27 protein-coding genes and 1 tRNA gene are annotated in these 26,236 nt (G+C 65.0%); 11 read left to right on the plus strand and 17 right to left on the minus strand.

Annotated features, from left to right (window positions below; genetic code table 11):
* Nucleotides 1-58: 58 nt before the first annotated feature.
* The gene (gene hfq / locus ACIPPQ_RS13145) at nucleotides 59-562 is read left to right on the plus strand and encodes an RNA chaperone Hfq (RefSeq protein ID WP_414713281.1); all 504 of its coding nucleotides are present in this window, start codon (nucleotides 59-61) and stop codon (nucleotides 560-562) included.
* A gap of 59 nt (nucleotides 563-621) precedes the next feature.
* Nucleotides 622-1,905, plus strand: a complete 1,284-nt coding sequence (gene hflX / locus ACIPPQ_RS13150) for a GTPase HflX (protein ID WP_446544527.1) — start codon at nucleotides 622-624, stop codon at nucleotides 1,903-1,905.
* Here hflX and mazG read toward each other — a convergent pair.
* The 10 genes from mazG to ACIPPQ_RS13200 form a co-directional block, all read right to left on the minus strand.
* Nucleotides 1,889-2,662, minus strand: coding sequence for a nucleoside triphosphate pyrophosphohydrolase (mazG, locus tag ACIPPQ_RS13155; protein ID WP_446544528.1), 774 nt, complete (start codon nucleotides 2,660-2,662; stop codon nucleotides 1,889-1,891). The genes hflX and mazG overlap by 17 nt on opposite strands.
* 62 nt (nucleotides 2,663-2,724) lie before the next feature.
* Nucleotides 2,725-2,901, minus strand: coding sequence for a hypothetical protein (locus ACIPPQ_RS13160; protein ID WP_294029530.1), 177 nt, complete (start codon nucleotides 2,899-2,901; stop codon nucleotides 2,725-2,727).
* Nucleotides 2,898-3,662 (minus strand): MBL fold metallo-hydrolase, encoded by a 765-nt coding sequence (locus ACIPPQ_RS13165; RefSeq protein ID WP_446544529.1) that lies wholly within the window; start codon nucleotides 3,660-3,662, stop codon nucleotides 2,898-2,900. Before ACIPPQ_RS13165 ends, ACIPPQ_RS13160 begins: the two co-directional genes overlap by 4 nt.
* 13 nt (nucleotides 3,663-3,675) lie before the next feature.
* Nucleotides 3,676-4,452 carry a TatD family hydrolase gene (locus tag ACIPPQ_RS13170; RefSeq protein ID WP_446544530.1) on the minus strand — a complete coding sequence of 259 codons (777 nt, stop codon included), beginning with the start codon at nucleotides 4,450-4,452 and terminating at the stop codon, nucleotides 3,676-3,678.
* A complete protein-coding gene (gene metG / locus ACIPPQ_RS13175; RefSeq protein WP_446544531.1) occupies nucleotides 4,452-6,035 on the minus strand; it encodes a methionine--tRNA ligase in 1,584 nt (527 codons plus the stop codon). Before metG ends, ACIPPQ_RS13170 begins: the two co-directional genes overlap by 1 nt.
* 38 nt (nucleotides 6,036-6,073) lie before the next feature.
* Nucleotides 6,074-7,054 carry a DNA polymerase III subunit delta' gene (locus ACIPPQ_RS13180; RefSeq protein ID WP_446544532.1) on the minus strand — a complete coding sequence of 327 codons (981 nt, stop codon included), beginning with the start codon at nucleotides 7,052-7,054 and terminating at the stop codon, nucleotides 6,074-6,076.
* On the minus strand, nucleotides 7,051-7,674 hold the full coding sequence (gene tmk / locus ACIPPQ_RS13185) for a dTMP kinase (protein WP_446544533.1): 624 nt from the start codon (nucleotides 7,672-7,674) through the stop codon (nucleotides 7,051-7,053). The genes ACIPPQ_RS13180 and tmk overlap by 4 nt, the downstream gene beginning before the upstream one ends.
* Before the next feature lie 75 nt (nucleotides 7,675-7,749).
* Entirely contained in the window at nucleotides 7,750-8,712 is a 963-nt protein-coding gene (locus ACIPPQ_RS13190; protein WP_446544534.1) for a D-alanyl-D-alanine carboxypeptidase family protein, read from the minus strand.
* 11 nt (nucleotides 8,713-8,723) lie between these two features.
* Nucleotides 8,724-9,683 carry a septal ring lytic transglycosylase RlpA family protein gene (locus ACIPPQ_RS13195; RefSeq protein WP_446544535.1) on the minus strand — a complete coding sequence of 320 codons (960 nt, stop codon included), beginning with the start codon at nucleotides 9,681-9,683 and terminating at the stop codon, nucleotides 8,724-8,726.
* Between the two features lie 13 nt (nucleotides 9,684-9,696).
* Complete coding sequence (locus ACIPPQ_RS13200) at nucleotides 9,697-10,758, minus strand: lytic murein transglycosylase (protein ID WP_446544536.1); 1,062 nt, start codon at nucleotides 10,756-10,758, stop codon at nucleotides 9,697-9,699.
* Between the two features lie 147 nt (nucleotides 10,759-10,905).
* On the opposite strand from ACIPPQ_RS13200, the gene ACIPPQ_RS13205 reads away from it, so the two are divergent.
* A tRNA-Ser gene (locus ACIPPQ_RS13205) sits at nucleotides 10,906-10,995 on the plus strand.
* A gap of 6 nt (nucleotides 10,996-11,001) precedes the next feature.
* Here ACIPPQ_RS13205 and ACIPPQ_RS13210 read toward each other — a convergent pair.
* Both ACIPPQ_RS13210 and ACIPPQ_RS13215 read right to left on the minus strand, forming a co-directional pair.
* The gene (locus ACIPPQ_RS13210; RefSeq protein WP_446544537.1) at nucleotides 11,002-12,093 is read right to left on the minus strand and encodes a flavin reductase; all 1,092 of its coding nucleotides are present in this window, start codon (nucleotides 12,091-12,093) and stop codon (nucleotides 11,002-11,004) included.
* 114 nt (nucleotides 12,094-12,207) lie between these two features.
* Complete coding sequence (locus tag ACIPPQ_RS13215) at nucleotides 12,208-13,188, minus strand: NAD(P)H-dependent flavin oxidoreductase (RefSeq protein ID WP_446544538.1); 981 nt, start codon at nucleotides 13,186-13,188, stop codon at nucleotides 12,208-12,210.
* 121 nt (nucleotides 13,189-13,309) lie between these two features.
* On the opposite strand from ACIPPQ_RS13215, the gene ACIPPQ_RS13220 reads away from it, so the two are divergent.
* The 6 genes from ACIPPQ_RS13220 (at nucleotide 13,310) to ACIPPQ_RS13245 (ending at nucleotide 20,115) form a co-directional block, all read left to right on the plus strand.
* The gene (locus ACIPPQ_RS13220) at nucleotides 13,310-14,491 is read left to right on the plus strand and encodes an acyl-CoA dehydrogenase family protein (protein ID WP_446544539.1); all 1,182 of its coding nucleotides are present in this window, start codon (nucleotides 13,310-13,312) and stop codon (nucleotides 14,489-14,491) included.
* A 109-nt stretch (nucleotides 14,492-14,600) separates the two neighbouring features.
* A complete protein-coding gene (locus ACIPPQ_RS13225; protein ID WP_446544540.1) occupies nucleotides 14,601-15,695 on the plus strand; it encodes an acyl-CoA dehydrogenase family protein in 1,095 nt (364 codons plus the stop codon).
* Nucleotides 15,692-16,897, plus strand: coding sequence for an acyl-CoA dehydrogenase family protein (locus tag ACIPPQ_RS13230; RefSeq protein WP_446544541.1), 1,206 nt, complete (start codon nucleotides 15,692-15,694; stop codon nucleotides 16,895-16,897). Before ACIPPQ_RS13225 ends, ACIPPQ_RS13230 begins: the two co-directional genes overlap by 4 nt.
* Before the next feature lie 12 nt (nucleotides 16,898-16,909).
* Nucleotides 16,910-17,692, plus strand: coding sequence for an SDR family NAD(P)-dependent oxidoreductase (locus ACIPPQ_RS13235; protein WP_446544542.1), 783 nt, complete (start codon nucleotides 16,910-16,912; stop codon nucleotides 17,690-17,692).
* A 24-nt stretch (nucleotides 17,693-17,716) separates the two neighbouring features.
* Entirely contained in the window at nucleotides 17,717-18,967 is a 1,251-nt protein-coding gene (locus ACIPPQ_RS13240) for an acetyl-CoA C-acetyltransferase (protein ID WP_446544543.1), read from the plus strand.
* 17 nt (nucleotides 18,968-18,984) lie between these two features.
* Entirely contained in the window at nucleotides 18,985-20,115 is a 1,131-nt protein-coding gene (locus ACIPPQ_RS13245; RefSeq protein WP_446544544.1) for a CaiB/BaiF CoA transferase family protein, read from the plus strand.
* Nucleotides 20,116-20,119: 4 nt separating this feature from the next.
* Here the strand turns inward: ACIPPQ_RS13245 and ACIPPQ_RS13250 are convergent, their stop codons facing one another.
* Nucleotides 20,120-20,821, minus strand: a complete 702-nt coding sequence (locus tag ACIPPQ_RS13250) for an acyl-CoA dehydrogenase family protein (protein ID WP_446544545.1) — start codon at nucleotides 20,819-20,821, stop codon at nucleotides 20,120-20,122.
* Nucleotides 20,818-21,957, minus strand: a complete 1,140-nt coding sequence (locus ACIPPQ_RS13255) for an acyl-CoA dehydrogenase family protein (protein WP_446544546.1) — start codon at nucleotides 21,955-21,957, stop codon at nucleotides 20,818-20,820. The genes ACIPPQ_RS13250 and ACIPPQ_RS13255 overlap by 4 nt, the downstream gene beginning before the upstream one ends.
* Before the next feature lie 51 nt (nucleotides 21,958-22,008).
* Here ACIPPQ_RS13255 and ACIPPQ_RS13260 point away from each other — a divergent pair, with 51 nt between their 5' ends.
* Together ACIPPQ_RS13260 and ACIPPQ_RS13265 are read left to right on the plus strand one after the other, a co-directional pair.
* Nucleotides 22,009-22,812 (plus strand): crotonase/enoyl-CoA hydratase family protein, encoded by an 804-nt coding sequence (locus ACIPPQ_RS13260; protein ID WP_446544547.1) that lies wholly within the window; start codon nucleotides 22,009-22,011, stop codon nucleotides 22,810-22,812.
* Nucleotides 22,813-22,814: 2 nt separating this feature from the next.
* Nucleotides 22,815-23,594 carry a tyrosine-protein phosphatase gene (locus ACIPPQ_RS13265; protein WP_446544548.1) on the plus strand — a complete coding sequence of 260 codons (780 nt, stop codon included), beginning with the start codon at nucleotides 22,815-22,817 and terminating at the stop codon, nucleotides 23,592-23,594.
* 4 nt (nucleotides 23,595-23,598) lie between these two features.
* Here the strand turns inward: ACIPPQ_RS13265 and ACIPPQ_RS13270 are convergent, their stop codons facing one another.
* The 3 genes from ACIPPQ_RS13270 to ACIPPQ_RS13280 form a co-directional block, all read right to left on the minus strand.
* Nucleotides 23,599-24,933 carry a Xaa-Pro dipeptidase gene (locus ACIPPQ_RS13270; RefSeq protein ID WP_446544549.1) on the minus strand — a complete coding sequence of 445 codons (1,335 nt, stop codon included), beginning with the start codon at nucleotides 24,931-24,933 and terminating at the stop codon, nucleotides 23,599-23,601.
* Between the two features lie 73 nt (nucleotides 24,934-25,006).
* Nucleotides 25,007-25,627, minus strand: coding sequence for a phosphatase PAP2 family protein (locus tag ACIPPQ_RS13275; RefSeq protein WP_446544550.1), 621 nt, complete (start codon nucleotides 25,625-25,627; stop codon nucleotides 25,007-25,009).
* On the minus strand, nucleotides 25,624-26,223 hold the full coding sequence (locus tag ACIPPQ_RS13280) for a hypothetical protein (RefSeq protein ID WP_446544551.1): 600 nt from the start codon (nucleotides 26,221-26,223) through the stop codon (nucleotides 25,624-25,626). The genes ACIPPQ_RS13275 and ACIPPQ_RS13280 overlap by 4 nt, the downstream gene beginning before the upstream one ends.
* Between the last annotated feature and the right edge of the window lie 13 nt (nucleotides 26,224-26,236).

A 26,236-nucleotide genomic window follows, 5' to 3' on the forward strand; every position in this document is an offset into this window, starting at 1 on the left:
TTGAGCCGGAAAACCGGCATTTTACCCGCGGTTTCACCGCCAAAAACAGGAGGCAAATGTGTCCGATAAAAACCAGAATCTCCAGGATATTTTCCTCAACGCCCTCCGCCGCAGCAAGACCCCGGTGACCATGTTCCTGGTCAAGGGCGTCAAATTGCAGGGCATCATCACCTGGTTCGACAATTTCTCGTTGCTGCTTCGCCGCGATGGCCAGTCGCAACTCGTCTACAAGCACGCGATTTCGACCGTCATGCCGTCGCACGATTTCGACCTGTCGCTGCTCGGCGACAATCTGCGCGACGCACCGGCCAGCAAGGGCAAGGCGCTGCAGGACGTGTTCCTCAACGCGGTCCGCAAGTCCGATGAATCGGTGACGATGTTCCTCGTCAACGGCGTGATGCTGCAGGGCGATATCGTGGCTTTCGACCTGTTCTGCATGCTGCTCGAGCGCGAGCGGCAGGTGCAGCTCGTCTACAAGCACGCCATTTCGACCGTTCAGCCGAACGGGCCGATCAACCTGACCGACAATGGCGAGGCTGACGGCGAAGCGGACGACGCCTGATCGACCCGATAATCGACACGGAAGACGAGGTAACGCGCGGCGCCACCGCGCTTATCGTCGTGCCCGAATGGCATAGCCAGCGCCTTGCGCGCGACCTCGACGCGCGCGCAGAGGAAGCGAAGGGGCTCGCCCTCGCGATCGGGCTCGACGTCGTCGCGGTCCACACACTGCGCCTGCGCCAGACGCGCGCCGCAACCTTGCTCGGGGTCGGGCAGATCGAGGCGATCACGCCCGATATCGCCGCAAAGGGCGTCCAGCTTGTCGTCGTCGACGCCGCGCTCAGCCCGATCCAGCAACGCAACCTCGAAACCGCCTTCGGGACGAAGGTCATCGATCGCACCGGCCTGATCCTCGAAATCTTCGGCGAGCGCGCCGCAACGGCCGAAGGTCGGCTCCAGGTCGAACTGGCGCATCTCGATTATCAGGCGGGGCGGCTGGTGCGCAGCTGGACCCACCTCGAACGCCAGCGCGGCGGCTTCGGCTTTCTCGGCGGCCCCGGCGAAACGCAGATCGAGGCCGACCGGCGGATGATCCGCAACCGCATGGCGCGCATCCGGCGTAGCCTCGAGGATGCACGGCGCACACGCCAGCTCCAGCGCTCGAAGCGCCAGCGCGCGCCTTGGCCCGTGGTCGCGCTCGTCGGCTATACGAACGCAGGGAAATCGACTTTTTTCAACCGGTTGACGGGCAGTGACGTCATGGCGGAAGATATGCTCTTCGCGACGCTGGACCCGACGATGCGCGAAATCCGTCTTCCGGGCATCGACAAGGCGATCCTGTCGGACACGGTCGGCTTCGTCTCCGACCTCCCCACCGAACTGGTCGCGGCCTTTCGCGCGACGCTGGAGGAGGTGACGACCGCCGACCTGATCGTCCATGTCCGCGACATAGTCCATCCCGACAGCGAACCCCAATACGACGACGTCCGCGCGATATTGGACTCGCTCGGCGTCAACGGGCCGCAGGATGGCGGGGAGGGCGATGCCACGCCCGCGATCCAGCAGATTGAAATCTGGAACAAGATCGACACCGCCGATAATGACCGCCGGGCGGACATCGAAGAAATGGCGGCGCGGCGCCCCGACGTCGCGGTGATTTCGGCGGTCACGGGCGAGGGGGTCGAGGCGGCGCGGATGCTTATGGCGTCGCAATTGACTGCGCTACACAAGGTCCAGCGCATCTACCTGTCGTACAGTCAGGGCGAGGCCGCGGCGTGGCTCCATGCGCGGGGAGAGGTTCTCGCCGACGAGCCTCAGGAAGAGGGGCATGTGCTGACCGTCCGGCTCGATCCGGCCGACAGCGCGCGGTTCGAGCGGCTATGGCCGGCTACGGGCGCTCCGTAGCCTTGACCGCGACCCAATGATTTTCCTGCTCGTCGAGCGATAGCCCGGCGAGGCTCCCGCCGGCGCGATCTTCCATGGCGGCAAAGCGCCGTGCGAATTTCAGATTGGCATCGCGTAGCGCGCCCTCGGCGTCGACGCCCAGCTTGCGGGCGTAATTGACCACCGCGAACAGCAGGTCACCGACTTCCTCATACCGCTCGGCGGCGTCGTTCGCTTCCGCGACTTCCGCCAGTTCCTCGTCGATCTTCGCGCGCGGCCCGTCGGTGTCGGGCCAGTCAAAACCCACGCGCGCGGCGCGGCCCTGCAGCTTTTGCGCGCGCAGCAATGCGGGCAACGACAACGCGACGCCGTCCAGCGCGCTCGATGCGCCATCCGCGGCACGCTCAGCGGCCTTGATCTGCTCCCATTGCTGGCGGACATCGCCGGTTCTGGCGTCGCCGAAGATATGCGGATGCCGGCGCTCCATCTTGTCGCTGATCGCATTGGCGACATCGTCGAAGCCGAACAGGCCATCGTCGGTCGCGATTTGGCTGTGAAAGACGACCTGGAGCAGCAGATCGCCAAGCTCGTCGCAAATCACCGCCGGATCGCCACCGGCAATCGCGTCGGAAACTTCATAGGCTTCCTCGATCGTGTAGGGCGCGATTGTCGAGAAATCCTGCGCGAGATCCCATTCGCAACCGCCATCAGGATTGCGCAGCTGGCGCATGATGGCGAGCAGGCGATCGATGGGGGATGCAGTTGCCAAGTCAGGCATATGATTATCCGATAATATATATTATGTTAAATACAATGCTGCAGGAGAGAAGAGCCCCCGCGTCACGTCACCGCCTGCCATGTCCGGATCACCAGAAATACGAGCCCGAAGATCGCTACCCATGCGAGCGCCATCTTGATCCAGTCGGCCATCGGCAATCGCCGCGCCAGCAGCGAACTGAGCACCAGCGCGAACGCGCCGGCGAACCACAGGATCTGGACAGTCGTGTCACCGGTCATAGCTGCACCTCCAGTCCGTCATATCCGGGCTCGACGCCCGGCGGCAATTCGGCCGCAAGGTCGTCATAATCCATCGTATTGTCCATATGGGTAATGATGGCGCGCGGATTGCCAACCTTGGCCAGTCCTTCGAGCGTCATCGCCAGATGCGGATGCGTCGGATGCGGATAGCGGCGCAGCGCGTCGATCACGAACAGGTCGACGCCTTGGAAGAAATCGACCATCTCGTCAGTAAATTTTGAAAAATCAGTCGCATAGGCGATCTTGTGAGCGCCGTCGCTGAAGATGAGCCCGGTCGCCTTGATCGGGCCGTGCGGCATTTCGATCGCCGAAACCTCGATCGGGCCGATCGATTGATGGTCGTGGAGGTCGATCGGATCCACCGACGCCGGATAGCCGGCATTGCCCGCAAAGGCATAAGTAAAGCGCCATTTGAGGATGTCGAGAACATGGTCGCGGGCATAGACCGGCACCGCCGACCGGCGGAGGTGCATCACCTGCCGCAGATCGTCGAGACCATGCGTGTGGTCGGCGTGTTCGTGGGTCCAGATGACGGCATCGATCTCGCCAATCCCTGCGTCGAGCAGTTGCAGGCGCATGTCGGGGCTGGTGTCGACGAGGATCCGGAAGCCCCCGAGCGATACCATGATCGATGCACGGCTGCGCAGGTTGCGCGGATTGTCGGGATCGCACTGCCCCCAGTCGTTGCCGATCCGCGGCACGCCCGAAGACGTCCCGCAACCCAGGATCCTGAGCTTCATAGCGCGTGTGACGTCATGGCGCCGCCTTATTGAAAAGCGCGTAGAAATTGGCGCTTGTCGCAGCCGCGAGTACATCGCCGTCTTCGCCGCGAAGATCGGCAAGGAAGGCAAGCGTGTCGGCGACGAAAGCCGGTTCTCCCGGCTTGCCGCGGTGCGGTACGGGGGCAAGGAAGGGGGAATCGGTTTCGATCAGCAGTCGGTTCTGCGGCAACCATCTGGCGGTCGCCTGAAGATCGGCGGCGTTCTTGAAGGTCACGATTCCCGAGATCGAGACATAGAGGCCGAGATCGAGTGCCTTGCGCGCGAAATCGTCGCTCGCCGTGAAGCAGTGGATGACGCCGGGGAAAATGGCCCTGCCCATCTCCTCGCCGAGCAACGCCAGCGTGTCTTCCTCGGCGTCGCGCGTGTGCACGATGATCGGCAGGCCGGTTTGCTGCGACGCATGGATGTGGCGACGGAAACTGTCCTGCTGTCGCACACGGTCGCTTTTGTCGTAATAATAGTCGAGCCCGGTTTCGCCGATGCCGATCACCCGCGGATGCGCGGCGCGCTCGACCAGCTTGGCGGTATCGACGTCGGGGTGATGGTCGGCATCGTGCGGATGGATGCCGACGCTCGCCCAGACATCGTCATTCGCCTCGGCCGCGGCGAGCACATCGTCCCACTCGCTTTCGCGCGTCGCAATGTTGAGCATCGCGGTAACGCCCTTCTCCCGCGCACGCGCCAGCACCTCGCCCTGCCGCTCGGCAAGTCCCTTGTAATTGAGGTGGCAGTGCGAATCGACGAGCATCAGGCCTCCCCTTCCCCTTCGCTCTCAGGGAGTTCGAGGCGCGGGAAGATCGGCACCGGTTGACCGACCGCGAAACCGCTCGCCGCGAGCTTTGCGAACCAGTCTTTGTCGGCGAGCGCTGCAAAATCACGCGCATTTTCGGTAATGCCCATCTGGTCGAGCAATTTGTCGGCCGCGGCGGGCACGACGGGGCGGATGGCGATCGCAAGCGTTCGCACCGCCCGGAACAAAGTCATGAGGACCGCGCGCATACGCTCCGGGTCGGTCTTGCGTAGCGCCCACGGGGCCTGCGTGTCGACATATTGGTTGCAGGCGAAGACGGCGCGGAGCCAGTCCTCGATCCCGATCGAGAAAGCGAGTTGCTCGAATTCGCGCGGCAGACGCACCTTTGCCATGTCGTCCAATTCCGAGAGCAGGTCCATGTCGTCCTGCGCGGGCGCATAGTCCGCGAAAATCTTGCCGTCCAAATTCTTGAAAATCATCGACAAGCTGCGCTGTGCCAGATTGCCGAAGCTGTTCGCGAGATCGGCGTTCGCGGTGCGCACGATCGCCTCGGCCGAATAGCTGCCATCCTGACCGAAGCTCACTTCGCGTAGCAGATAATAACGCAGCGCATCGACGCCGAACTGTTCGGCGAGCGTCATCGGGTCGACGACATTACCGAGCGACTTCGACATTTTCTCGCCCCGGTTGAGCAGGAAACCGTGGCCGAACACCTGTTTCGGCAGCGGCAAATTCGCACTCATCAGGAAAGCTGGCCAGTAAACCGTATGAAAACGAACGATATCCTTGCCGATCATATGGATATTCGCCGGCCAGAATTTGCCGAAATCGCTGTCGGGGTCGGGATAGCCGAGGCCCGACAGATAGGTGGTCAAAGCGTCGACCCACACATACATCACATGCCCGGGCGAACCCGGAACCGGCACACCCCAGTCGAAGCTGGTGCGTGAAACGCTAAGGTCCTTCAGCCCGCCCTCGACGAAGCGCAGCACCTCGTTGCGGCGGCTTTCGGGGCGGATGAAGTCCGGATTGTCGTTGTAGAGCGCGAGCAGCCGGTCCTGATAAGCAGACAAGCGGAAGAACCAGCTTTCCTCGACGGTCCATTCGACCGGTGTTCCCTGCGGCGACAGGCGGGCGCCCCCTTCCCCGTCGGTGAGCTCGCTCTCGTCGTAGAAAGCCTCGTCGCGAACCGAGTACCAGCCCTCGTAGCGGTCGAGATAGAGGTCGCCATTCGCCTCCATCGCTTTCCAGATCGTCTGCGACGCCGCGTGATGCGCCGCGTCGGACGTGCGCATGAAATTATCATAGCTGATATTCAGCTTGGCATACATCTCACGGAAATATGCCGACATTTCATCAGCGAGATCGATCGTCGCGCGGCCCTGGTCGCGCGCGGTCTGGAACATCTTCAGCCCATGTTCGTCGGTGCCGGTGATCAGCCGCACGTCGCGGCCGCGCGCGCGCTGGAAGCGGGCCATGACGTCGGTAGCGATCGCTTCATAGGCGTGGCCGATATGCGGGCGGCCATTGGGATAGCTGATCGCGGTGGTGATATAGAAAGGTTCGTTATTTTCGGACATGCGCGCGCCTTAGCGGCTGGCGCGCGCGAGGGAAAGCGTCAGCGTGCTTCCTGCCCGTGCCGCGGCGCGAGTTCGGCGAGACAATTGCCGATTTCGAACCCGACCATGGCTCCGTCGTACGACCCGCGGATCGCATCGCGCACCGTGCGCTGCACGCGGTCCCATTGCGCAAGGATCGGGGCGATGTCTCCAACCGGACGCTCGCGCGCGAGGCGCGCGAGCAGCCCGGGCACGATATCGATCACCAGTTCGAGCCGAGCGCGATTGCTCGTTCCGCTGACCTCGCGCGCGAGCGCCTCGCGCAGCCGGTTTTCGGGATCCCCCGACGTCGCAATCGCGAGCAGCTTCTTCTCCATCGCCGCGACATCGCTGTCGATCAGCGCGAGCGCCTTGCCCGGCACACCGCCCGACGCGGCAACGATCGCGCGCACCTCGGCGGTGTCGAGCATCGGGCGCAATTCGTGCAGCCATGCTGTCATGACGTCACGGTCAACGGGTTGAAAACGCAGGCTTCTGCACCGCGACCGGATCGTCGGCAACAACCGTCCGGGCGAGTGGCTCACGAGCAGGAAGAGCGTCTTGGCGGGCGGTTCCTCGAGCGTCTTGAGCAGCGCGTTGGCGCCGTCGGTCTCGAGATCGTCGACGGCGTCGACGATGATCACACGCCACTCGCCGAGCGACAGCGACAGATGCAGGCGGCGGATCATCTGCCGTACCTGCTCGATCGTGATGTTGCGCGCGAGTTCCTTGGCTTTGTCTTTCGGCTGGCGCGCGAGACGAAGGATTTCGGGATGGTTTCCGGCGTCGACGAGACGCGCCGCGGCGTCCTCGCCGCGATCGTCCAGCGTCAGCGGCTCGCCGCCACCACCCGGGCCGTGGGTGACGAGAAAGCGCGCGACACGCTCGGCAAAGGCCCCCTTCCCCATCCCCTGCGGACCCGCGAGCAGCCAGGCGTGGTGAAGGCGCCCGCCCTGCCATGCCTCGAGAAAGGCCTTTTCTGCGTCCTGATGGCCGATCATGGCAGCCATTCCGCAAGGTCGGCAAGGATTGCCGCCGTGACGTCGCTCGCGGCGACATCGGCATCGACGATCCGCCAGCGGGCGGGTTCGGCCTCGGCCATTTCAACGAAGCGCGCGGCAAGGCGCGCCTGATAGTCGGCGGGCTTGTTCCCCATGCGATCAGAGCCCCCGCGCTCGGTCAGGCGGCGCGCGGCCTCAGCGGCACTTACCGTGAGCAGGAAGGTGCGGTCGGGAAGCAGCCCTTCCGAGCCGAACCCATGGAGCATCAAAAGGTCGGCGTCGGTGATCCCGCCCCCGCCGCCCTGGTAGGCGCGGCTCGAATCGACGAAGCGGTCGCAAAGCACCCACGCGCCGCGCTCCAGCGCCGGGCGGATCAGGCGCGCGACATGATCGGCGCGCGCCGCGGCAAAGAGCAAGGCTTCGCTGCGCGCGTCCCAGCGGTCGTCGCTGCCTTCCATCAGCAATGTCCGGATCGCCTCGGCCCCCGCGCTGCCGCCCGGTTCGCGCGTCGCGACGACTTCGACGCCCCGCGCCTCCAGCGCGGCGGCGAGCGCACGGATTTGCGTCGATTTGCCGACGCCTTCGCCACCCTCGAGCGTGATGAAGCGCCCGCGCGTCATGTAGCTATCGCGCAATTCGAAAGGATGAGATGCCGCCCGTGCATGGTTCGGCGGTAGCCCGGCGGATGGCCTTTGTCATCTCCGCGTAGCGGCTGCCCCGCCTTTCGGCGCGGTTTGCGTTGTCGCGGGCGCATTGCCGGAAGCAAAACCCCATTCCATCAGCCGCTCGGCCTCGTCACGCCGCGCTTTCTCGCTGCCCATGCCGGCGACGACCATAACCAGGCGGCGGCCCTTCCGTTTCGCCGAGCCGAGGAAGCAGTAGCCCGCCTCGGCTGTATGGCCCGTTTTCAACCCGTCAGCCCCCTCGAAACGGCCGAGGATGGGGTTGCGGTTCGGCTGGATGATCGGCTTGCCCTCGGGCGATTTGCCATGCTGGAACTTCGGGATCGAGAAATAACGCGCATATCCATCGGGATGATCGCGGATCAAGCGGTCGGCGAGTGTGATGAGGTCGGCGGCGCTGACCTGGGTGACACCGCCGTCGGGCCAGCCGCTGGGCGTTCCAAAACGGCTCGATGTCATTCCAACCTTGCTGGCTACAGCATTCATTCTTTTGACAAATGCGTCTTCGCTGCCGTCTATCCCGATCGCCAGCACCGCCGCGGCGTCGTTACCCGAAACGGTGATCAGTCCCTTGAGCAGGTCGTCGACCGAAACCTTCTCGTTCGGGCGCAGGAACATCGTCGAACCGCCGTTACGGCCGTTCCATTTCTTCCACGTCGCTTCGCTTACGGTAAACTGCTTTTCACGCGCAAGTTCACCCTTTTTGACCAGATCGAGCACGACATAGGCGGTCATCACCTTGGCCATCGACGCCGGGGCAAAGCGCTTTTCGGCGCCGCGCGAGAAGAGGATAGTGCCCGAATCGAGATCCTTGAGCATCACGATCGGCGCCTGCGTGACATAGGGTGGCCGGCTGATCGGCGCGCTTTTCGGACGGGCGTCGCTTGCGGCGGCGGTTGCAGGAAATGCGAATGCCAGCACGAAGGCCGCCAGCGCCGCGGCGGCGCCTTTTACAGGGATACCCTGTTTCGCCACGCGCCGTGTCGTCAACGGTCGCGCTGGACAACCGCGTCGCGGAAACCCTTGGCCTTCACCTTGCCAAGTGCACCGCGCGCGTCGGCGTCGCTCGCGAACGGCCCAACGCGCACACGCCAGAGGTTACCGGCCTTGGTCACATGGCCGCCGACCGATTTCGCCGCGGCAGTGGCGCGGACTTCGGAACTGAACGCTCCAACCTGGATGGCATATTTGCCTGAAGGCGCGATTGTAGCCGGCTTGGTCGTCGGCGCGGGCTTTGCCGCGGGCGCCGGTTTGGGCGGCGGCATTACCGTGCCAGGGCCTTCGAGGATGAAACGATCGTCACCCGGCTTGGCGGCACCCGAAGCGATCGGCGCGGTCGCCACGGCCGAAGCCGCGACGCCCTTGGGAATCGGCAGGCTTTTCGCCTTGTTACGCAGAATGGCGAGCAACGAGTCGGGGGTCCCAAGCCGTTCGGGAACCGGTTTTCCGGCGCGAAGCTGTGCGCGTTCGGCGGCGATCGGGTTCGTGCGGCGGACGCGCACGGCGGAAACCCCGTCGGTGAGGCCCAATTGCTCGGCGGCGCCGCGTGACAGGTCGATCAGGCGGTCGCCGACCATCGGGCCGCGATCGTTGACGCGCACGAGGATCGTCCGCCCGGTATCGAGCGCCGTCACCTCGACATAGCTCGGCAGCGGCAAAGTCTTATGCGCCGCGCTGATCGCCGCGGGATCGAAGGTTTCGCCGTTGGCGGTCGGCCGCCCGGCGAGCTCCTCGCCATACCAGCTCGCATAGCCCACATCGTCATAATCGGGGATATCGGCCGGCGTATAGGTCACCCCGCCGATCGTGTATGGATCGCCGATCTTTACTGGCACATCGGAAACGCCCGCCACGGTGGCGGCCGGTGCCGGGTTTGCCATCGGCCGTCCCTCACGCTTGCCATCGACACTGCCGCATCCGGAGAGCATCAGCGCCGCCCCGGCCATCAGGCCCCCGCTTCTAACGATCGATTTCATCCGCCAGCAACCCCACAGACAGTGCGTAAAAATTGGAACAATTATAGTCCAATATCGCACGATAGTTACCGGTCAGCAAATAGGCGGTGCGGCCGGGGCCGTCGGGTTCGAGCAAGGTCGCCTGCACATTGCCGTCGGGCCAGCGCCCGCTGAGCGGCTGAATCCCCGCGGCGCGCCATTCGGCCATCGAGCGCCAGCGGCTGTGGCGGTCGAAAACGCGGGGGCAGCGCGTCGGCGTCAGGCGATTGGCGACGGCGCCGCGATTGAAGCTCGCAGGCACGGTCACCGCGACGCCCCACGGCTGTCCGGCACGCCATCCGGCACGGCGGAGATAGGAACCGATCGATTCGATCGCGTCGGCCTCGCTCGACCAGATGCGCGCGACACCGTCGCCGTCGCCGTCTTCGGCAACCTGCAGATAAACCGACGGAAGGAACTGCGGATAACCGAACGCCCCGGCCCAGCTGCCCTTCAGTGCGCTGCGCGGAACGCCCTGTTCGACCATCACCATCGTCGCGATCAGTTCGGGTTCGAACAGGCTGCGGCGGCGCCCTTCATAGGCGAGAGTTGCCAGCGCTTCGGGCAAGTCGAAATTGCCGGTGACCTGTCCATAGGCGGTTTCATGGCCGTAGATGGCGATCATGATGCTCGTCGGTACGCCGGTGCGTTGCTCGATCCGCGACAAGAGCGGGAGTAGACGGTCGTGGACGCGGCGCCCGCCGCCGATGCGCGCAGCATCGACATGCTTGGCCTTGTAGGGCGCGAACGACGGGATCGGCGTGTTGGGGCTTGGCGGGCTGCCGAGATTGTCGCGATCGAGCGCGACGACGCGCGCGTTGTAGCGCAATCCCGACGTCACCCGATCGAAGGTAGCGCGCGATACGCCGCGCGCCTGCGCCTTGGGCCACAGCGACTGGACGTAGGTATCGAAGCCGGGGTCCCCGCTTTGCGCATGGAGCGGCGCCGAAGCGGTGAGCATCCAGGCCGACACGAAGGCCGCGGCGAATTGGAAAAGGCGTCCGATTTTGAAACGTATAGCGTGCATGATGTCCCCACCCATAGGGCGTGTCTCGCACAGATGCGAGCGCCTTGGCTAGGCGGCGGCGGGACGAGCCGAGTCATTCGCGCGGTGGGGCGAGCGGGCAAGGTTTCGCTTGCCGCATCGCGCCCGCACGCTATGGCGGCGAGCCAAGGACAGGTGGCCGAGTGGTTTAAGGCAGCGGTCTTGAAAACCGCCGTGGGTGCAAGCTCACCGTGGGTTCGAATCCCACCCTGTCCGCCACTTCTATCAGGCGAAATGCAGCCGCCGGTACTTACCGCGGAAATAGAGCAGCGGATCGCGGTGCGGTTCGAACTGCGCGCGCACGACGCGGCCGACGAGGATGAAATGGTCGCCCGCCTCGTGCAGCGATTCGCGCTGGCATTCGAACGATACGAGCGAACTGCCGAGCAGCGGCACCCCCGTCTGACCCGGTGCCCATGGCTGGTTAGCGAAGCGGTCCTCGCCCCTCGCGGCGAAGCGGTTCGACGTCGGTTGCTGGCCGATCTGGAGCACGTTGACGCCGAAATGCGCGGCGTCGCGCAGGGCGGGGGCGGTTCCGGCGGTGTTGGCGATGCATACCAGCAGCAGTGGCGGGTCGAGCGAAACCGAGGTGAAGCTGTTCGCGGTCAGCCCGACCGGAGTCCCTGCACCGTCGAGCGCGGTAACGATCGTGATGCCGGTCGCAAAACAGCCCATCGCATCGCGCAGCGTCCGCGGGTCCGATCCTGCCTTGAACTCCATTGCCTCGCGCGGCTGGCGCCGTTCGAGAAATTCGAGCAGTTGCCCGAGCAGCGCCTCTTTGCGATCCGACGCGAGTTCGAGGTCGCATTCGTTGATATCGGCGCTCTCGCCCATGGGCAGCGCGGCGTTGAAGGTGTCGCTGACCGCACTGCACTGCGCGGGAGAGAAGCCGCCACGGACGACGAGCGCGGGGACCGCCAGCCGCGCGGGCACATCGCTCGCGATGGCGTCTTCGTCGACGGGCATGTCAACCAGCACCAGTCCGGCCGCGAGCAGGGCACCATCGAGCGCCAACGCGCGCGTCGCGATCCATCCGCCGCGCCCGGCGGTCACGACGACAGGGCGCGAGCCCATTTGCGCGAGCACCGCGCGCATATCCTCGATATGCGGCGCAAGCTCATCTTCTTCACCGGCTTCGCGCAGGTCGAGGTTAACGACGCGGCGCCCCGAAAGCACCAGCGCCTCGGCGACGTCGCGCCAGGCGGCACGGTCCTGCCCGAGGTCGGGAATAAGCAGCACCGCGGGGTCGTTTTCGTCACCCAGCATGTCGGCCGACAGGAGAACGCCGCCGAAACCCTTATATTCGATGAGGCTCAAACATCCCCCTTGCCGCGCCGGCGGGCACGGGCGCCGGCGGCATTCGATACGATCAAATTACGAAGAATCGGATCATATCGAAAGCTGCCGCGCCGCGCCAGCGCGGCGGGCCAATTAGGCGCGCATCGACGCGAGCCGCTGGTCGACGATCGCGTCGGCCTCGGCGATGATGCGATCGATCAACTGCTGGCACGTCGGGATGTCGTGGATCAGCCCCTGCACCATGCCCGCCCAGAACACGCCTTTCGTGAGGTCGCCGGTTTCGAGCAGTTCGCGGCCCGCCTTGCCGTTCACCAGTTCGGCGACGTCGGCAAAGGTCGCGTCGGGCACCGCGAGACGGCGCACCACCTCTTCACTCACTTCGCTCTTGCCGACGCGCGCGGTGTTCTTGAGGCTGCGGAAGATCAGGAAGCTGCCGCGTTCGTCATTGTCGACATAGGCCTGCTTCACATTGTCGTGGATCGGTGCCTCGACCGTCGCGCAGAAGCGTGTACCCATGTTGATGCCCTCGGCGCCGAGCGACAACGCCGCGACGAGCCCGCGGCCGTCGCCGAAGCCGCCCGAGGCGAGCATCGGGATTTTCACCTTGTCGGCAGCGGCGGGGATCAGGATCAGGCCGGGAATATCGTCCTCGCCCGGGTGGCCCGCGCATTCGAAACCGTCGATCGAGATGATATCGCAGCCCGCGCGTTCGGCCGACAATGCGTGGCGCACCGCGGTGCATTTGTGGAGGATCGTGACGCCATGGGGTTTCAGCATCTCCCAGATCTCGCGCACCGCCTGCGTGCCCGCGGTCTCGACGATCTTGACCCCGCCGTCGATGATCGCCTGCGCATAGGCCTTGTAATCGGGGGCATTAATCGTCGGGAAGACGGTCATGTTTACGCCGAAGGGCTTGTCGGTTATCGCGCGGCAGCGTTCGATTTCCTCACGCAATGCTTCGGGGCTCGGCTGCGTCAGCGCGGTGATGATGCCGAGACCGCCGGCGTTCGACACGGCGCTCGCCAGTTCGGCATAGCCGACGCTCTGCATCCCGCCCTGGACGATCGGATGCTCGATACCCAGCATTTCGGTGATGCGTGTCTTGAAAGCCATATCGATCTCTCCTGTCCGGTCCTGCCCTTACGGCATCTTCGTTCCGGTCCATGAAATAACTTGACGCTTACGTCAACGTCGGGTTGACTAGGAAAATAGTTAGATAGCGAAGGGAATCGAAATGACGGCGGGCGAAGGCATATCGGATCGGGCGCGGGCGATCGCCGCAAAGGTCGAAGCGTTCGTTCGCGAAACGATCATCCCCTACGAGAGCGATCCCCGCCGCGATCATCACGGCGCGCCGACCGACGAGCTGGTCATGGAGATGCGCGAACATGCGCGCGCCGCGGGCGTGCTGACGCCGCATATCTTCGACGACGGCAGCCACCTGAACCAGCGCGAGACCGCGGTGGTGCTGATCAAGAGCGGCCTGTCGCCGCTCGGGCCGCTCGCGTGCAACACGATGGCACCCGACGAGGGCAATATGTACCTTCTCGGCAAGGAGGGCAGCCCCGAACTCAAGGAGCGCTTCCTGAAGCCGATGGTCGAGGGGCTTGTCCGTTCGGCCTTTTTCATGACCGAACCCGCCGAGGACGGCGGCGCCGGGTCCGATCCGTCGATGATGAAGACGACCTGCCATCCCGACGGCAATCACTGGGTGATCAACGGCCGCAAGACCTTCATCACCGGCGCACAGGGCGCGCGCGTCGGCATCGTGATGGCTAAGGCCGAACAGGGCGCGTGCATGTTCCTCGTCGACCTTCCCGACCCCGCGATCCGTATCGATCATGTGCCCAACACGATCGACAGCTCGATGCCCGGCGGTCACGCGACGCTGACCATCGACAATCTGCGCGTCCCCGCCGACCAGATGCTGGGCGAGGCCGGCGAAGGCTTTCGCTACGCGCAGGTCCGCCTCTCCCCTGCCCGCCTGTCGCACTGTATGCGCTGGCTCGGCGCGTGCATTCGTGCACATGAGATCGCGACCGATTATGCCAACCGCCGCGAGGCGTTCGGCAAGTCGCTGATCGATCATGAAGGCGTCGGCTTCATGCTCGCCGAAAATATGATCGACCTGAAACAGGCCGAGCTGATGATCGACTGGTGCGCGGGCGTCCTCGATACCGGGTCGCTCGGCACGGTCGAAAGCTCGATGGCGAAGGTCGCCGTGTCCGAGGCGCTGATGCGCATCGCCGACCGGTGCGTTCAGGTGATGGGCGGCACCGGCGTCACCGACAAGACGATCGTTGAGCAGGTGTTCCGCGAGGTTCGCGCCTTCCGCATCTATGACGGCCCGACCGAAGTCCACAAATGGAGCCTCGCCAAGAAGATCAAGCGCGACTGGAAGGCCGGGCTGGCCTGACACGACCACCAGTTGTCGGGCTGAAAGCGTAACGTCAAAATGCTTGACGTTTACGTCAACGTCCGGTTCACTCGGCGGACAAGATAATGGGAGAAGGACGGGTGCGCGCATGACGATCCTCTATGACGAAGGCCAACAGGCGATCGCGACCGAGTCGCGGCGCGTATTGGAAGCGCGTATCGACAAGGACGCGCTGCTGCCGCTGCTCGAGAGTGTCGGCGAATATCATCGCCCCTTCTGGGCCACCGCGAAGGAGCAGGGCTGGACCGCGCTGGCGCTTCCCGAAGCGGAAGGCGGTCTGGGTCTTGGCTTGATCGAACTGGGCCTGATCGCGCATCAGGCCGGGCGCAGCATCAGCGGCGCGCCGTTCCTGACGTCGAGCTTCGGTGCCGCCAAGGCGATCGAGCTGTTTGGCTCTGACGCGCAAAAATCACGCTGGCTTCCGGGGTTGGCGAGCGGCGAAACGATCGGTGCGATCGCTTTTGCGGCCGGCCCGGATGCGCTGCCTGCCCGCCCCGATGTAACCCTTACCGGCGACCGGCTGGACGGCACGGTTCGCGGTGTTTCAGCGGGGCTCGCGGCGGATGTCGCGGTCGTCTTTGCGAACGGACCGGGGATGCCGGTGCTCGCGCTGGTCGATCTGGCGGGGACTGAGCGCTCCGCCGTTCCCAGCTTCGACAACAGCCGCCTGATCGCCGACCTCCACTTCGGCAGCGTACCGGCCGAAACGCTCGCTGTTGGCAGCACCGCGCGCGATGCCGCGCTTCATATCCTCGCGCTGCAGGGCGTCATCACGGCGCACGAGCAGACCGGCGGCGCCGAGGTGCTGATGGAAATCGCGCGCGACTATGCCCTCACGCGCCGCGCCTTCGGCCAGCCGATCGGCGCTTTCCAGTCGGTGAAGCATCGCATTGCCGAACTCTACGGGCTCGTCGAACTGGCGCGCGCGAACTGCATCCACGCGGCGGCGCGCGAAGGTGCGGCCGATTTCATCACAGCAGCGGCAGCGGCGCGGCTGTCGGCGACCGAGGCCTATGACACCGCGGCGCGCGATTGCATCCAGATCCATGGCGGCATCGGTGTGACATGGGAAATCGGCCTCCACCTCCACATGCGCCGCGCGCGCAGCCTCGCGATCGAGCAGGGCAGCAGCCTGTTCTGGGAAGATGTGCTTGTCGACCAGTTGGCGGGAGAAGCGGCATGAGCGATCTCGAAGCCTATCGCGCCAAGGCCGCGGCCTGGCTCCAGTCGGTGGCGCCGGCCTTTGGCCGCGACGCGCGCAAGGGCCTGTCCGAAGCCGATGATCTCGCGCTCGGCCGCCGTTACCAGAAAGCCAAGTTCGACGCCGGCTATGCCGGGATCAACTGGCCCGTCGAATATGGTGGCCAAGGGCTCGGTCATCTCGAAAAGGTCACCTTCGACGCCGAGGAAATGAAACACGGCTTCCCGAGCTTCTATTTCGGCATATCGCTCGGCATGCCCGTGCCGGTGCTGATGCAATTCGGCAGCGACAAGGACTTCGTCAAGGAACGCGTACTGAAGGCGCTGCAAGGCGAGGAAATCTGGTGCCAGCTTTTCTCCGAGCCCTCCGGCGGGTCGGACCTTGCGGGCCTGCGCACGAAGGCCGAGCCCGACGGCAACGGATGGAAGATCAACGGCCAGAAGGTCTGGACGAGTTGGGCGCACTACAGCGACTATGGCGTCATCGTCGTGCGCACCGACCCGACCGTCGCGAAGCACAAGGGTCTCACCTATTTCTGGGTCGACATGAAGGCGCCGGGCGTCACCGTCCGGCCGATCAAGCTTGCGGGCGGCGACAGCCACGTCAACGAGGTGTTCTTCGACGATGTGAAGATCACCGACGATCATCGCATGTCGCCGGTTGGCGGCGGTTTCGCGGTCGCCATCGCAACGCTTATGATCGAACGTTATGTCGCGACCGACAGCGCGGGCTTCGGCCCCCATCTCGACCTGTTCGTCGAGCTGGCGAAGGATGTTCAGCTGAACGGTCGTCCCGCGATCGAGGACGGCCGCATCCGCCAGCAGATCGCGCGCAATCATGCAATGCGCGCGGGGCTCGATTCGATCAATGTCCGCGCGCGGCTGATGATGCAGGCGGGAATGATGCCGGGACCCGAAGGCTCGCTCAACAAGCTCGTCGCAGTGCGCTCGCGCCAGAAATTGTCGGAGCTTGCACTCGACCTTCAGGGCAGCGATGCCTTCCTTTTTGACGAACATGCCTCGCAAAAAGAAGATTGGGCGTCGAGCTGGATCAATGCCCCCACCGGTCGCATTGCTGGCGGGTCGGACGAGACGTTGCTCAACACGATTGCAGAGAAGGTGCTCGGCCTGCCGCAGGACCATCGCCCCGACAAGGGCATTCCCTTCAACCAGATTCCGGCCTGAGGAGGCGCGCCCATGAAAATCGATTCCAGCATATCCGCCGTCGTCACCGGCGGCGCCTCGGGCCTCGGCCGCGCCACTGCCGAAGCGCTGGCCGCATCCGGGGTGAAGGTCGCCATCTTCGACATCAACGACGCCCTTGGCGAAGAGGTCGCGGCGTCGATCGGCGGCCTGTTCGTCCATGTCGACATCACAGACGAGCAATCGGTGCTCGACGGCTACGCCAAGGCGCGTGCGGCGCACGGGCAGGAGCGCGTCTGCGTCCATTGCGCGATGACCTCGCGCCGCGGCAAGACGCTGGCCTATGACAAGGAATCCGGCGGCTATCGCCGTACGCCGACCGCCGATTATGCCTTTGGCGTCGAAGGCATATTGACCGCGAGCTATCGTGTCGCGTCGATCTCGGCCGAAGGCATGGCCAGCTTACCCGAAATGGAAGACGGCGAACGCGGCGCGATCGTGCTGACCGCCTCCGTTGCGGCGCAGGACGGCCAAATCGGCCAGGTCATCTATGGCTCGGCAAAGGCCGGCGTGAACGGCCTCGTCCTGCCGATGGCGCGCGACCTGATGGACCTCGGTATCCGTGTCAATTCGATCATGCCGGGCGTGTTCGGCACCCCGCTTCTCAACAATATGAACCCGAAGGTGAAGGAAAGCCTCGAAGCCTCTGTCCCCTTCCCCAAGCGCCTCGGCAAGGCCGAGGAATATGCGAGCCTCGCAATGGAAATGGTCCGCAACACCTATTTCAACGGCCAGGCGGTCCGCCTCGACGGCGCAATCCGCATGGCCCCCCGTTAATCTCTCCCCGAAAGGAATAATCCCATGGCCGAAGCCTATATCATCGACGCCGTCCGCACCCCGCGTGGGGTTGGCAAACCCGGCAAAGGCGCGCTGTCGCACCTCCACCCGCAGCATCTTGCCGCGACGGTGCTCGCCGCGATCCGCGACCGCAACAATCTCGATACCGCAACCGTCGACGACATCGTCTGGTCGACGTCGAGCCAGAACGGCAAGCAGGGTGGCGACCTCGGCCGCATGGCGGCGCTGTCGGCGGGCTATGACACCAAGGCCAGCGGCACGACACTCGACCGTTTCTGCGGCGGCGGCATCAGCTCGGTGAACTTCGCCGCCGCCAGCGTGATGAGCGGCATGGAAGATTGCGTCATCGCGGGCGGCACCGAAATGATGAGCTACACCACCGCCTATGCCGCCGAGCAAGCGAACGCCGGCCTGCCGCCGCGCCTGATGGGCTCGGGTCACGAAGCGCTCGACGAACTGCACCCGCAGTCGCATCAGGGCGTCTGCGGCGACGCGATCGCGACGATCGAAGGGATCAGTCGTGAGGCGCTCGACGCGCTCGCGCTCGTCAGCCAGCAGCGCGCCGACCGCGCCATCAAGGAAGGTCGTTTCGCCAAGTCGGTGGTACCGGTCCTCAACACCGACGGCAGCGTCGCGCTCGACCATGAGGAGTTTCCGCGCCCTGAAACCACCGCAGAGGGCCTCGCGTCGCTCAAGCCCGCCTTCACCGGCCTTGCGGATTTCGACCTTGGCGGCGGATTCACCTTCCGCAAGCAGGTCAATCGCCGCTATCCCGATGTCGAAATCCAGCATTTCCACCACGCCGGCAATTCGTCGGGCGTCGTCGATGGCGCAGCGGCGCTGCTGCTCACATCGAAGGATTATGCCGACAAGCATGGACTGAAGCCGCGGGCGCGCGTGGTTGCTTACGCCAATATCGGCGACGACCCGACGCTGATGCTCAACGCCCCGGTCCCGGCGGCGAAGAAAGTGCTCGAAAAGGCTGGCCTCAAGAAGGAAGACATCGACGTCTGGGAAATCAACGAAGCCTTCTCGGTCGTCGCCGAAAAGTTCATCCGCGACCTCGATCTCGACCGCGAGAAGGTGAACATCAACGGCGGCGCGATGGCGCTCGGTCATCCGATCGGCGCGACGGGCTCGATCCTGATCGGCACCGCGCTCGACGAACTCGAACGCTCGGGCGGCCGCTATGGCCTCGTCACCATGTGCGCCGCCGGCGGCATGGCACCCGCGATCATCATCGAACGTATCTGAGAGACAGGGAGAGCATCATGACCGGGCCGCTGAAGGGTATCAGAATCATCGAGTTTGCCGGCATCGGTCCCGGCCCCTTCTGCGGCATGATGCTCGCCGACCATGGCGCCGAGGTGATCCGTATCGATCGCCCCGGCGGCTTCATGGACCCGCGCGATCCGCTGAGCCGCAATCGCACGTCGATCGCGCTCGACATGAAGAACCCGGACGCAGTGCGGATCGCGCGCGAGCTGTGCAAGAGCGCCGACGGGATCATCGAGGGCTATCGGCCCGGCGTGATGGAACGGCTCGGTCTCGGCCCCGACGTGCTGCTCGCGGATAATCCGAAGCTCGTTTACGGCCGCATGACCGGATGGGGCCAGTTCGGCCCCTATGCGCAGGCGGCGGGGCACGACATCAACTATATCTCGCTTTCGGGCGTCCTTCACGGCATCGGGCGCGCGGGCGAAAAGCCCGTCCCGCCCGTCAATTATGTCGGCGATTTCGGCGGCGGCGGGATGATGCTCGCATTCGGTATGTCGAGCGCGCTCGTCCATGCGGCGAAAACCGGCGAGGGCCAGGTGATCGACTGCGCGATGACCGATGGCTCTGCCCTGCTTGCGGGTATGACTTGGGGCTTCCTCGCCGCCGGGCGCCTCAAGGACGAAGCCGGCGTTAACATGCTCGACGGCGCGGCGCATTTCTACGACAGCTATGCCTGCGCCGACGGCAAATTCATCTCGATCGGGTCGATCGAGCCGCAATTCTATGCGCTGCTGCGCGAAAAGACCGGGCTGGTCGACGATGCCGATTTCGACGCGCAGCTCGATCCGTCGAAATGGGGGCCGCTGAAGGAAAAGCTGACCGCGCTGTTCAAGACCAAGACGCGCGACGAATGGTGCGCGATCATGGAGATGACCGACGTCTGCTTCGCGCCCATCTTGTCGCTGAGCGAAGCGCCGCAGCATCCGCACAATGTCGAGCGCGAAACCTTCCTGACCGTCGGCGGCGCAGTCCAGCCCGCCCCCGCTCCGCGCTATTCGGCGACGGTCAACGACACACCGCGCCCGGCGCCCGCTGTCGGCGCCGATGGCGACGCCGTGCTTGCGGGTCTGGGCTATGATGCCGGGAAAATTGCCGCGCTGCGCGAAGGCGGCGCGCTGCGCTAAGAGGTCAGGCGCTGCGCGCGGTCATCGCTTCCCAGAGGCCGCGTCCGCCAAGGGTGGCAACCTGACGGCCCAACCGCGTCGCCCAAAAGGCATCGTTCCCATGCTCGCCGCGCCAGCGCATCAGCGGGACGGTCACGCGGTGGAGATCATATTCCTCGGTGAAGCCGATCGCGCCGTGCACCTGATGCGCAATCGACGTCACGACACCGACGGCGCGATTGGCACGGAGCTTCGCGGCTGCAATCTCGAAATCGGCGGCCGACGGATCGAGGCTCACTGCGTCGAGCCGCGCTGCCAGCGCCGCTGCGGCGGCTTCGACAGCGCGCACCTCGCATGCCATCACCGCGAGCGATTGCTGCACCGCCTGAAATTTGCCGAGCGCGCGGCCGAACTGCTGACGCATGTTCACATGGTCGATCGACAGCGATAGCGCCTGTCCCATCGCGCCCGCCATCAGGCTGACCGTCGCGGCGGGGAGGAGCGGCGCGTCGACGATCAATGCGGCGACCGGCAGATCGGAGACGACCACCCCGGCGATCTGCAGCACCGCGTTCACATCGCCCCAATCACCGCCAAACCCGCCTTGTTCTTCGGGAACAAGCAGCAAGCCGAAGCCCGCTTCGTCAACCGGAGCAATCCCCGCCTTCGCCGCTTCGGCAAAGGCCGCGCGTGCGGTGTCGCACAGCATGTCGCGCGCGGCGCTCATCGCAGGCCCAGCCCGCGTGCGATGATCCCGCGGATCACCTCGCGTGTTCCGCCGCGCAGCGAGAAGCTCGGCGATGCGATAAGCAATGCGCGCAGCAGTTTCGCCAGATCGGTGTCATCGTCCCAGTTGCAGTCGATGATCGCCTGCACACGCCGCGGCATATCCTGTTCGAAGGCATTGCCCAGTTCCTTGACCACCGACGCTTCGACCATCGGGTCCTCGCCCGCCGCGAGCTTCGCCGCGGTCGACATCGACAACTGGCGCAGCGTCCACATCTCGGCCGCGAGTTCGCCGATAAGCGTCGCTACCGCCGGATCGGGATCGGGGCCCGCGGCATCGATCAGCGCGACGAACAGCGCGTGGCTCGACAGATAGCGTTCGGGGCCCGAGCGTTCGAGACCGAGTTCGGCGGTGACCTGCTTCCACCCCTGCCCCCGCTCGCCGACGAGCGCACCGTGCGGCACGAGCACATCGTCGAAGAAGACTTCGTTGAAATCATGATGCCCCGCCATGTCGATGATCGGGCGGATGGTGATCCCCGGCGTGTCGAGATCGATCAGCAACTGGCTGAGCCCCGCGTTGCGTTCGCTGCCCTCTTCGGTGCGGACGAGCGCGAGCATGATGTGCGAGAAATGCGCGCCGGTGGTCCAGATCTTCTGGCCGTTGATGCGCCAACCGTCAGCGGTCTCATGCGCTGTCGTTCGAACCGCCGCGAGGTCGGAACCCGCGCCCGGTTCGGACAGGCCGATGCAGGCATAGAGCTCGCCCTTCGCGATGCCCGGCAGATAACGTTCGCGCTGTTCTTCGCTGCCGTAACGCAGGATCAGCGGGCCGGTCTGGCGATCGGCGATCCAGTGTGCGCCGACGGGGGCGCCCGCTGCGAGCAATTCCTCGATTACCACATAACGCTCGAGCAGATGGCGGTCGCCGCCGCCATAGCGCGCCGGCAGCGTCATCCCGACATAGCCGGCTGCGCCGAGCGCACGACTGAAATCCCGGTCGAAACTGGCCCAGCAATTCGCCCGCGCCACCACGTCGCCCTGCGGCTGGTTCGCCGCAAGCCAGCCCCGCAAATCGGCGCGCAGTGCGGCAATGTCGCCAGGCGGATCGAAAGGATAGAGCGCAAAGCCTTGCATGTCGCACCAGCCATGCAATAGCTTTGGTTAGGCAGCAAAGGATTATTGAAGATGGGTGAATTTTTGAGTGTCGAGCGGCGGGGAAAGATCGCGATCCTGACGATGATCAAGCCCGAAAGCATGAATGCGATCGGCACCCACGAGGATTGTCAGGACATCATCGACACGCTGCGCACCCTTGGCGAAGACCGCAGCGTCAGCGCGATCATCCTGACCGGCAGCGGCAAGGCATTCAGCGCCGGCGGGAACCTGAAGGGCATGAAGGATCGTCAGGGCATCGGCGTCCTCGACCAGCCCGATTCCACGCGCTCGAACTATCGCAGGGGGGTGCAGGCGGTGATCCGCGCGCTGATGGATTGCGAGATTCCGATGATCGCCGCGATCAATGGCCATGCCATCGGGCTAGGCGCCGACCTCGCCTGCACCTGCGACATCCGTATCGCGGCAGAGAGTGCCAAGTTCGCGTGCAGCTTCGTCAAGGTCGGGATTGTTCCCGGCGACGGCGGGGCGTGGCTGCTCCAGAAGATACTCGGTTATCCTCGCGCCGCCGAACTCTTCCTGACCGGCGACCGTTTTGACGCGGCGCAGGCAAAGGAATATGGTCTGGTCACGGAGGTCGTCCCCGACGCGGACCTGCTGGACCGTGCCGTCGCGATTGCCGAACGGATCGTGTGCAATCCGCCGCGCGCGCTGCGGCTGACCAAGCGACTGCTTCGCGAGGCCCAGCACAGCCGGATGAGCGACATATTGGAGCTCAGCGCCGCCTATCAGGCGATCGTGCACGAGACGGCCGACAATCGCGAGGCGATCGACGCCTTTATCGAGAAGCGCCCGCCGGTGTTTACGGGAGAATGACGATGATTGCCGAGCGTGTCCTGCCACTGGCCGGCGTCCACAATTTCCGCGATTATGGCGGCTATGCCGTCGATGGTAACGGGCGGCTGCGCGACGGGATGCTGTGGCGTTCGGCGCATCATGAGGCGGCGACCGACGACGATCTCGATGCGCTCGATGCGCTGGGGCTCGAGACGGTGATCGACCTGCGCGGCGACGACGAGCGCGAGCTGCACCCGTGCCGGCGCAGCGAGACCTTCTCGGCCCGCGTGCTGTTCGCGGGCGGCGTGACTGCGGGCCTCGCCCCCCATCTGCAGGCGGCGGGTGGAACAATCGACGTCGAGACGGCACGCGACCGGATGATCGATACCTATGCCGGCATGCCATACCGCCCCGCGCTCGTCGCGACGCTACGGCTCTACCTCTCCGCCCTCGCCGAATATGACGCACCGAGCCTCGTCCACTGCGTGGCGGGCAAGGACCGAACGGGCTTTGCGGTCGCCATCGTCCACCGGCTGCTCGGCGTCCACGAGGACGATCTGATGCAGGATTATCTGCTGACCAACACCGCGGGCAAGATCGAGGAACGGATCGCGCAGGGCGCGGCGCATATCCGCTCGCGTTACGGCGCCGAAATTCACGACGACGCAATCCGCGCTCTGATGTCGGTCAACCCGGCCTATCTCGACGCCGCGCTCGCCACGGTGCGCCGCGACCATGGCGACATCCCGACCTATGCCGAGGCGGTGCTGAACTTCACTCCCGACATGCGCGAGGCGCTGGTCGACCGGCTGGTGGTGTAAGGGCCTATTGGCCCCGCACCAGCACCCCGCCCTTCACCACCGCATCGACGCTTTCGAGCTGGCGCACGTCGGCCAGCGGATCGCCGTCGACCGCGACGATGTCGGCATAGCGTCCGACCGCGATCGCGCCGACGTCCTTCTCGCGGCCGAGCGCCTCGGCGGCATTCTTCGTCGCGGCCTGGATCGCCTGCAGCGGGGTCATGCCATATTCGACCATCACGCGGAACTGGCCGCCGACCTGCCCGTGCGGCATGACCCCGGCGTCGGAACCGAAGACCATACGCACCCCGGCCTTGACGGCTTTACGGAAATTGTCGCGCTGGATCTGGGCAATCTCGCGGTCCTTGCGGAGGTTATCCTCGAGCACACCATTCTTCGCGCCTTCGGCCTGCGTATATTCGGTGTTGAAGATATCCATCGAGAACCACACCGGCTGCTTGCGCGCCACCGCCATGCGGATGCCCTCGTCGTCGACGAGGCTGACATGTTCGATCGTATCGATCCCCGCCGCGATGGCGGCGCGGATGCCCGCCGCCCCATGCGCGTGCGCGGCGACGCGCAGACCCCATTGATGCGCCTCGTCGGCGAGCGCCGCCAGTTCCTTTTCGGAGACTTGCAACTGGCCGGGTTCGGTGTTGCGCGAAAAGACGCCGCCCGTGGCGCAGACCTTGATCACCTCGGCGCCATATTTGCGCTGGCGGCGGACCTGATAGCGCAGCTCATCGGGCGTATCGCCGATCCCCTCTTCCTTGCCGTCCTTCTTTTCGAGGCTGGGCGGCAAGAAGGTGCTGTCGCAATGCCCGCCGGTCGCGCCGAGCGCATAGCCCGCGGGGACGATGCGCGGACCCGTCGCATAGCCGGCGTCGATCGCCTGCTTGAGCCCGATATCGTTGCGGTCGCTCGACCCGACGTTGCGCACCGTTGTGAAGCCCGCGCCTAGCATGTCATTGGCATTCTTGACCGCGGTCATGCCCCAGAAGCTGTCGGTGAATTCGAGCCCGCGATAGCCGCCGATGTCGGCGGGGCCATCGAGGTGGACGTGCATGTCGATCAGGCCCGGAAGCAAGGTCTTGTCGCCGAGGTCGACGTGTTTGACATTCGATCCCCAGCGTACGGTGCGCGCATCTGCGATGTTCGTGATGCGGCCGTCGGTGCCGACGAAGATCGCGGGAAACTCAACCGTCTTGCCGGTGAGGACGTCGATATAGCGCGCGGCGGTGATCACCGTCTGTCCGGCCGCTTCCTGCGCCTGTGCAGGGACGATCGAGGCGGCGAAAAACGCCGTCGAACCCAAAACGATTCCCCGCAGAAAACTGCCGAACTTCACTCGCGATTGCATATCTGACCCGCCTGTTGTTGGTGCCCATGAACTGGATGGCAAAACAGGACTTATTAGGACAGCGGAAAATGCGTCAGGCCATGGCCTTTTGTTTCGCGACCCACCATGCGCCGAGCAACGCGAACGCCGTCCCAAGCATCGTGCCGCCGACGATATCGCTCGCCCAATGGACCCCGAGCATGATGCGCGAAAAGCCGTTGAGGACGATCATCGTCGCCGCGAGTGTCCAGGCGAAGGCGCGCCAGCGCGGTGGCGCGAGCCAAGCGAGGAGCAGGTACACGACCGCGGCGCTCGTCGCATGACCGCTGGGGTAGGAAAAACTCGTCTGATGGTCGAGGTGATCGATCAGGTCGGGGCGCGCGCGGCCGAAGCCGAGCTTGAGCAGGCTGGAAGCGAGGTTGGCGAGCAGCGACGCGCCGCCGAGCGCGACCGCGCAGCGCGGGCCGCACCAGTGCCAGACGAGCCCGCACAGCAGGATGACGATGATCCAGCGCGGCGTGCCGCCGCCGATCCAGCTGGCGCCTTGCATGAAGACGATGAAAGCGGGGTCGCTTTCGTCGATGCGGAGTGACAGCAGATGCGAGATTTGCCAGTCGGCGGCAGCGGTCCAGCCCGCGCCTACCGCGAAGCCCAGCAGGATCACCGCCGCGATCAACGCGGCCGATACCCACAATAGCCGGGAGGTTTCCGTCATCCTTCGCCCACCATTCGGCCGCGCCGCGAGTGGCGCCAGACATCGAGATGGGCCGCAAAGCGGCGTAGCTGTTCGGTCCCGCCTTCGATATCGTTGTCGATCAGCCGCATTTCGCGGGTTGCATTACCGGCGCGGTAGCGAAGGTAGAGGCCGTGCCGCAACCGTGCACCGAGCTTTGCCGGCCCTGAAGCGTCTCCCGGCAAGCGGTCGGCGCGATCGAAGATGGCGTCGGTGATCGCCTCGACGGGTACCGGATCGCCCTCGCCGCCATAACTCGAATGAAGATGGAGGCGGCCGCCCTCGGTCCTTGCGGCTACCGCGCGCGTGGCTGTGCGCAGGCCGTGCCGCCCGGCGTAGAAAAGGGACACGCCCCCCGCGACGACCAGCAAGGGTATCTTGAATGGCGCCAGCGGGTCCTTACGCGCTGCCGGCGCCGGAAGTTCGACCCCGCCGGGCAGGTACATGGTTTCGGGCGGCACCTCCCCCTCGGCGTGCATCAGGCCTGCTACCGCAAAGGCGATCGCCGCCACCCCCAGAAAGAACAGCATCTTGATGAAGCTGCCCGATCTGGAGAAATGAAGGATCGACGGATTCAAGCGGTGATGCCTC

The sequence above is a fragment of the Sphingopyxis sp. LARHCG72 genome, assembly GCF_052871675.1.

Bases quoted from the DNA above. Each gene is read 5' to 3' on its own strand.
- ACIPPQ_RS13200 (WP_446544536.1), bottom strand. From the start codon at position 10,758: ATGCACGCTATACGTTTCAAAATCGGACGCCTTTTCCAATTCGCCGCG.
- ACIPPQ_RS13160 (WP_294029530.1), bottom strand. From the start codon at position 2,901: ATGACCGGTGACACGACTGTCCAGATCCTGTGGTTCGCCGGCGCGTTC.
- ACIPPQ_RS13250 (WP_446544545.1), bottom strand. From the start codon at position 20,821: ATGAGCGCCGCGCGCGACATGCTGTGCGACACCGCACGCGCGGCCTTT.
- ACIPPQ_RS13240 (WP_446544543.1), top strand. From the start codon at position 17,717: ATGGCCGAAGCCTATATCATCGACGCCGTCCGCACCCCGCGTGGGGTT.
- ACIPPQ_RS13180 (WP_446544532.1), bottom strand. From the start codon at position 7,054: ATGATCGGCCATCAGGACGCAGAAAAGGCCTTTCTCGAGGCATGGCAG.
- ACIPPQ_RS13195 (WP_446544535.1), bottom strand. From the start codon at position 9,683: ATGGCCGGGGCGGCGCTGATGCTCTCCGGATGCGGCAGTGTCGATGGC.
- ACIPPQ_RS13270 (WP_446544549.1), bottom strand. From the start codon at position 24,933: ATGCAATCGCGAGTGAAGTTCGGCAGTTTTCTGCGGGGAATCGTTTTG.
- ACIPPQ_RS13265 (WP_446544548.1), top strand. From the start codon at position 22,815: ATGATTGCCGAGCGTGTCCTGCCACTGGCCGGCGTCCACAATTTCCGC.
- ACIPPQ_RS13260 (WP_446544547.1), top strand. From the start codon at position 22,009: ATGGGTGAATTTTTGAGTGTCGAGCGGCGGGGAAAGATCGCGATCCTG.
- ACIPPQ_RS13170 (WP_446544530.1), bottom strand. From the start codon at position 4,452: ATGCTCGTCGATTCGCACTGCCACCTCAATTACAAGGGACTTGCCGAG.
- ACIPPQ_RS13245 (WP_446544544.1), top strand. From the start codon at position 18,985: ATGACCGGGCCGCTGAAGGGTATCAGAATCATCGAGTTTGCCGGCATC.
- ACIPPQ_RS13225 (WP_446544540.1), top strand. From the start codon at position 14,601: ATGACGATCCTCTATGACGAAGGCCAACAGGCGATCGCGACCGAGTCG.
- tmk (WP_446544533.1), bottom strand. From the start codon at position 7,674: ATGACGCGCGGGCGCTTCATCACGCTCGAGGGTGGCGAAGGCGTCGGC.
- metG (WP_446544531.1), bottom strand. From the start codon at position 6,035: ATGTCCGAAAATAACGAACCTTTCTATATCACCACCGCGATCAGCTAT.
- ACIPPQ_RS13220 (WP_446544539.1), top strand. From the start codon at position 13,310: ATGACGGCGGGCGAAGGCATATCGGATCGGGCGCGGGCGATCGCCGCA.
- mazG (WP_446544528.1), bottom strand. From the start codon at position 2,662: ATGCCTGACTTGGCAACTGCATCCCCCATCGATCGCCTGCTCGCCATC.
- ACIPPQ_RS13235 (WP_446544542.1), top strand. From the start codon at position 16,910: ATGAAAATCGATTCCAGCATATCCGCCGTCGTCACCGGCGGCGCCTCG.
- ACIPPQ_RS13255 (WP_446544546.1), bottom strand. From the start codon at position 21,957: ATGCAAGGCTTTGCGCTCTATCCTTTCGATCCGCCTGGCGACATTGCC.
- ACIPPQ_RS13215 (WP_446544538.1), bottom strand. From the start codon at position 13,188: ATGGCTTTCAAGACACGCATCACCGAAATGCTGGGTATCGAGCATCCG.
- ACIPPQ_RS13165 (WP_446544529.1), bottom strand. From the start codon at position 3,662: ATGAAGCTCAGGATCCTGGGTTGCGGGACGTCTTCGGGCGTGCCGCGG.
- ACIPPQ_RS13275 (WP_446544550.1), bottom strand. From the start codon at position 25,627: ATGACGGAAACCTCCCGGCTATTGTGGGTATCGGCCGCGTTGATCGCG.
- ACIPPQ_RS13230 (WP_446544541.1), top strand. From the start codon at position 15,692: ATGAGCGATCTCGAAGCCTATCGCGCCAAGGCCGCGGCCTGGCTCCAG.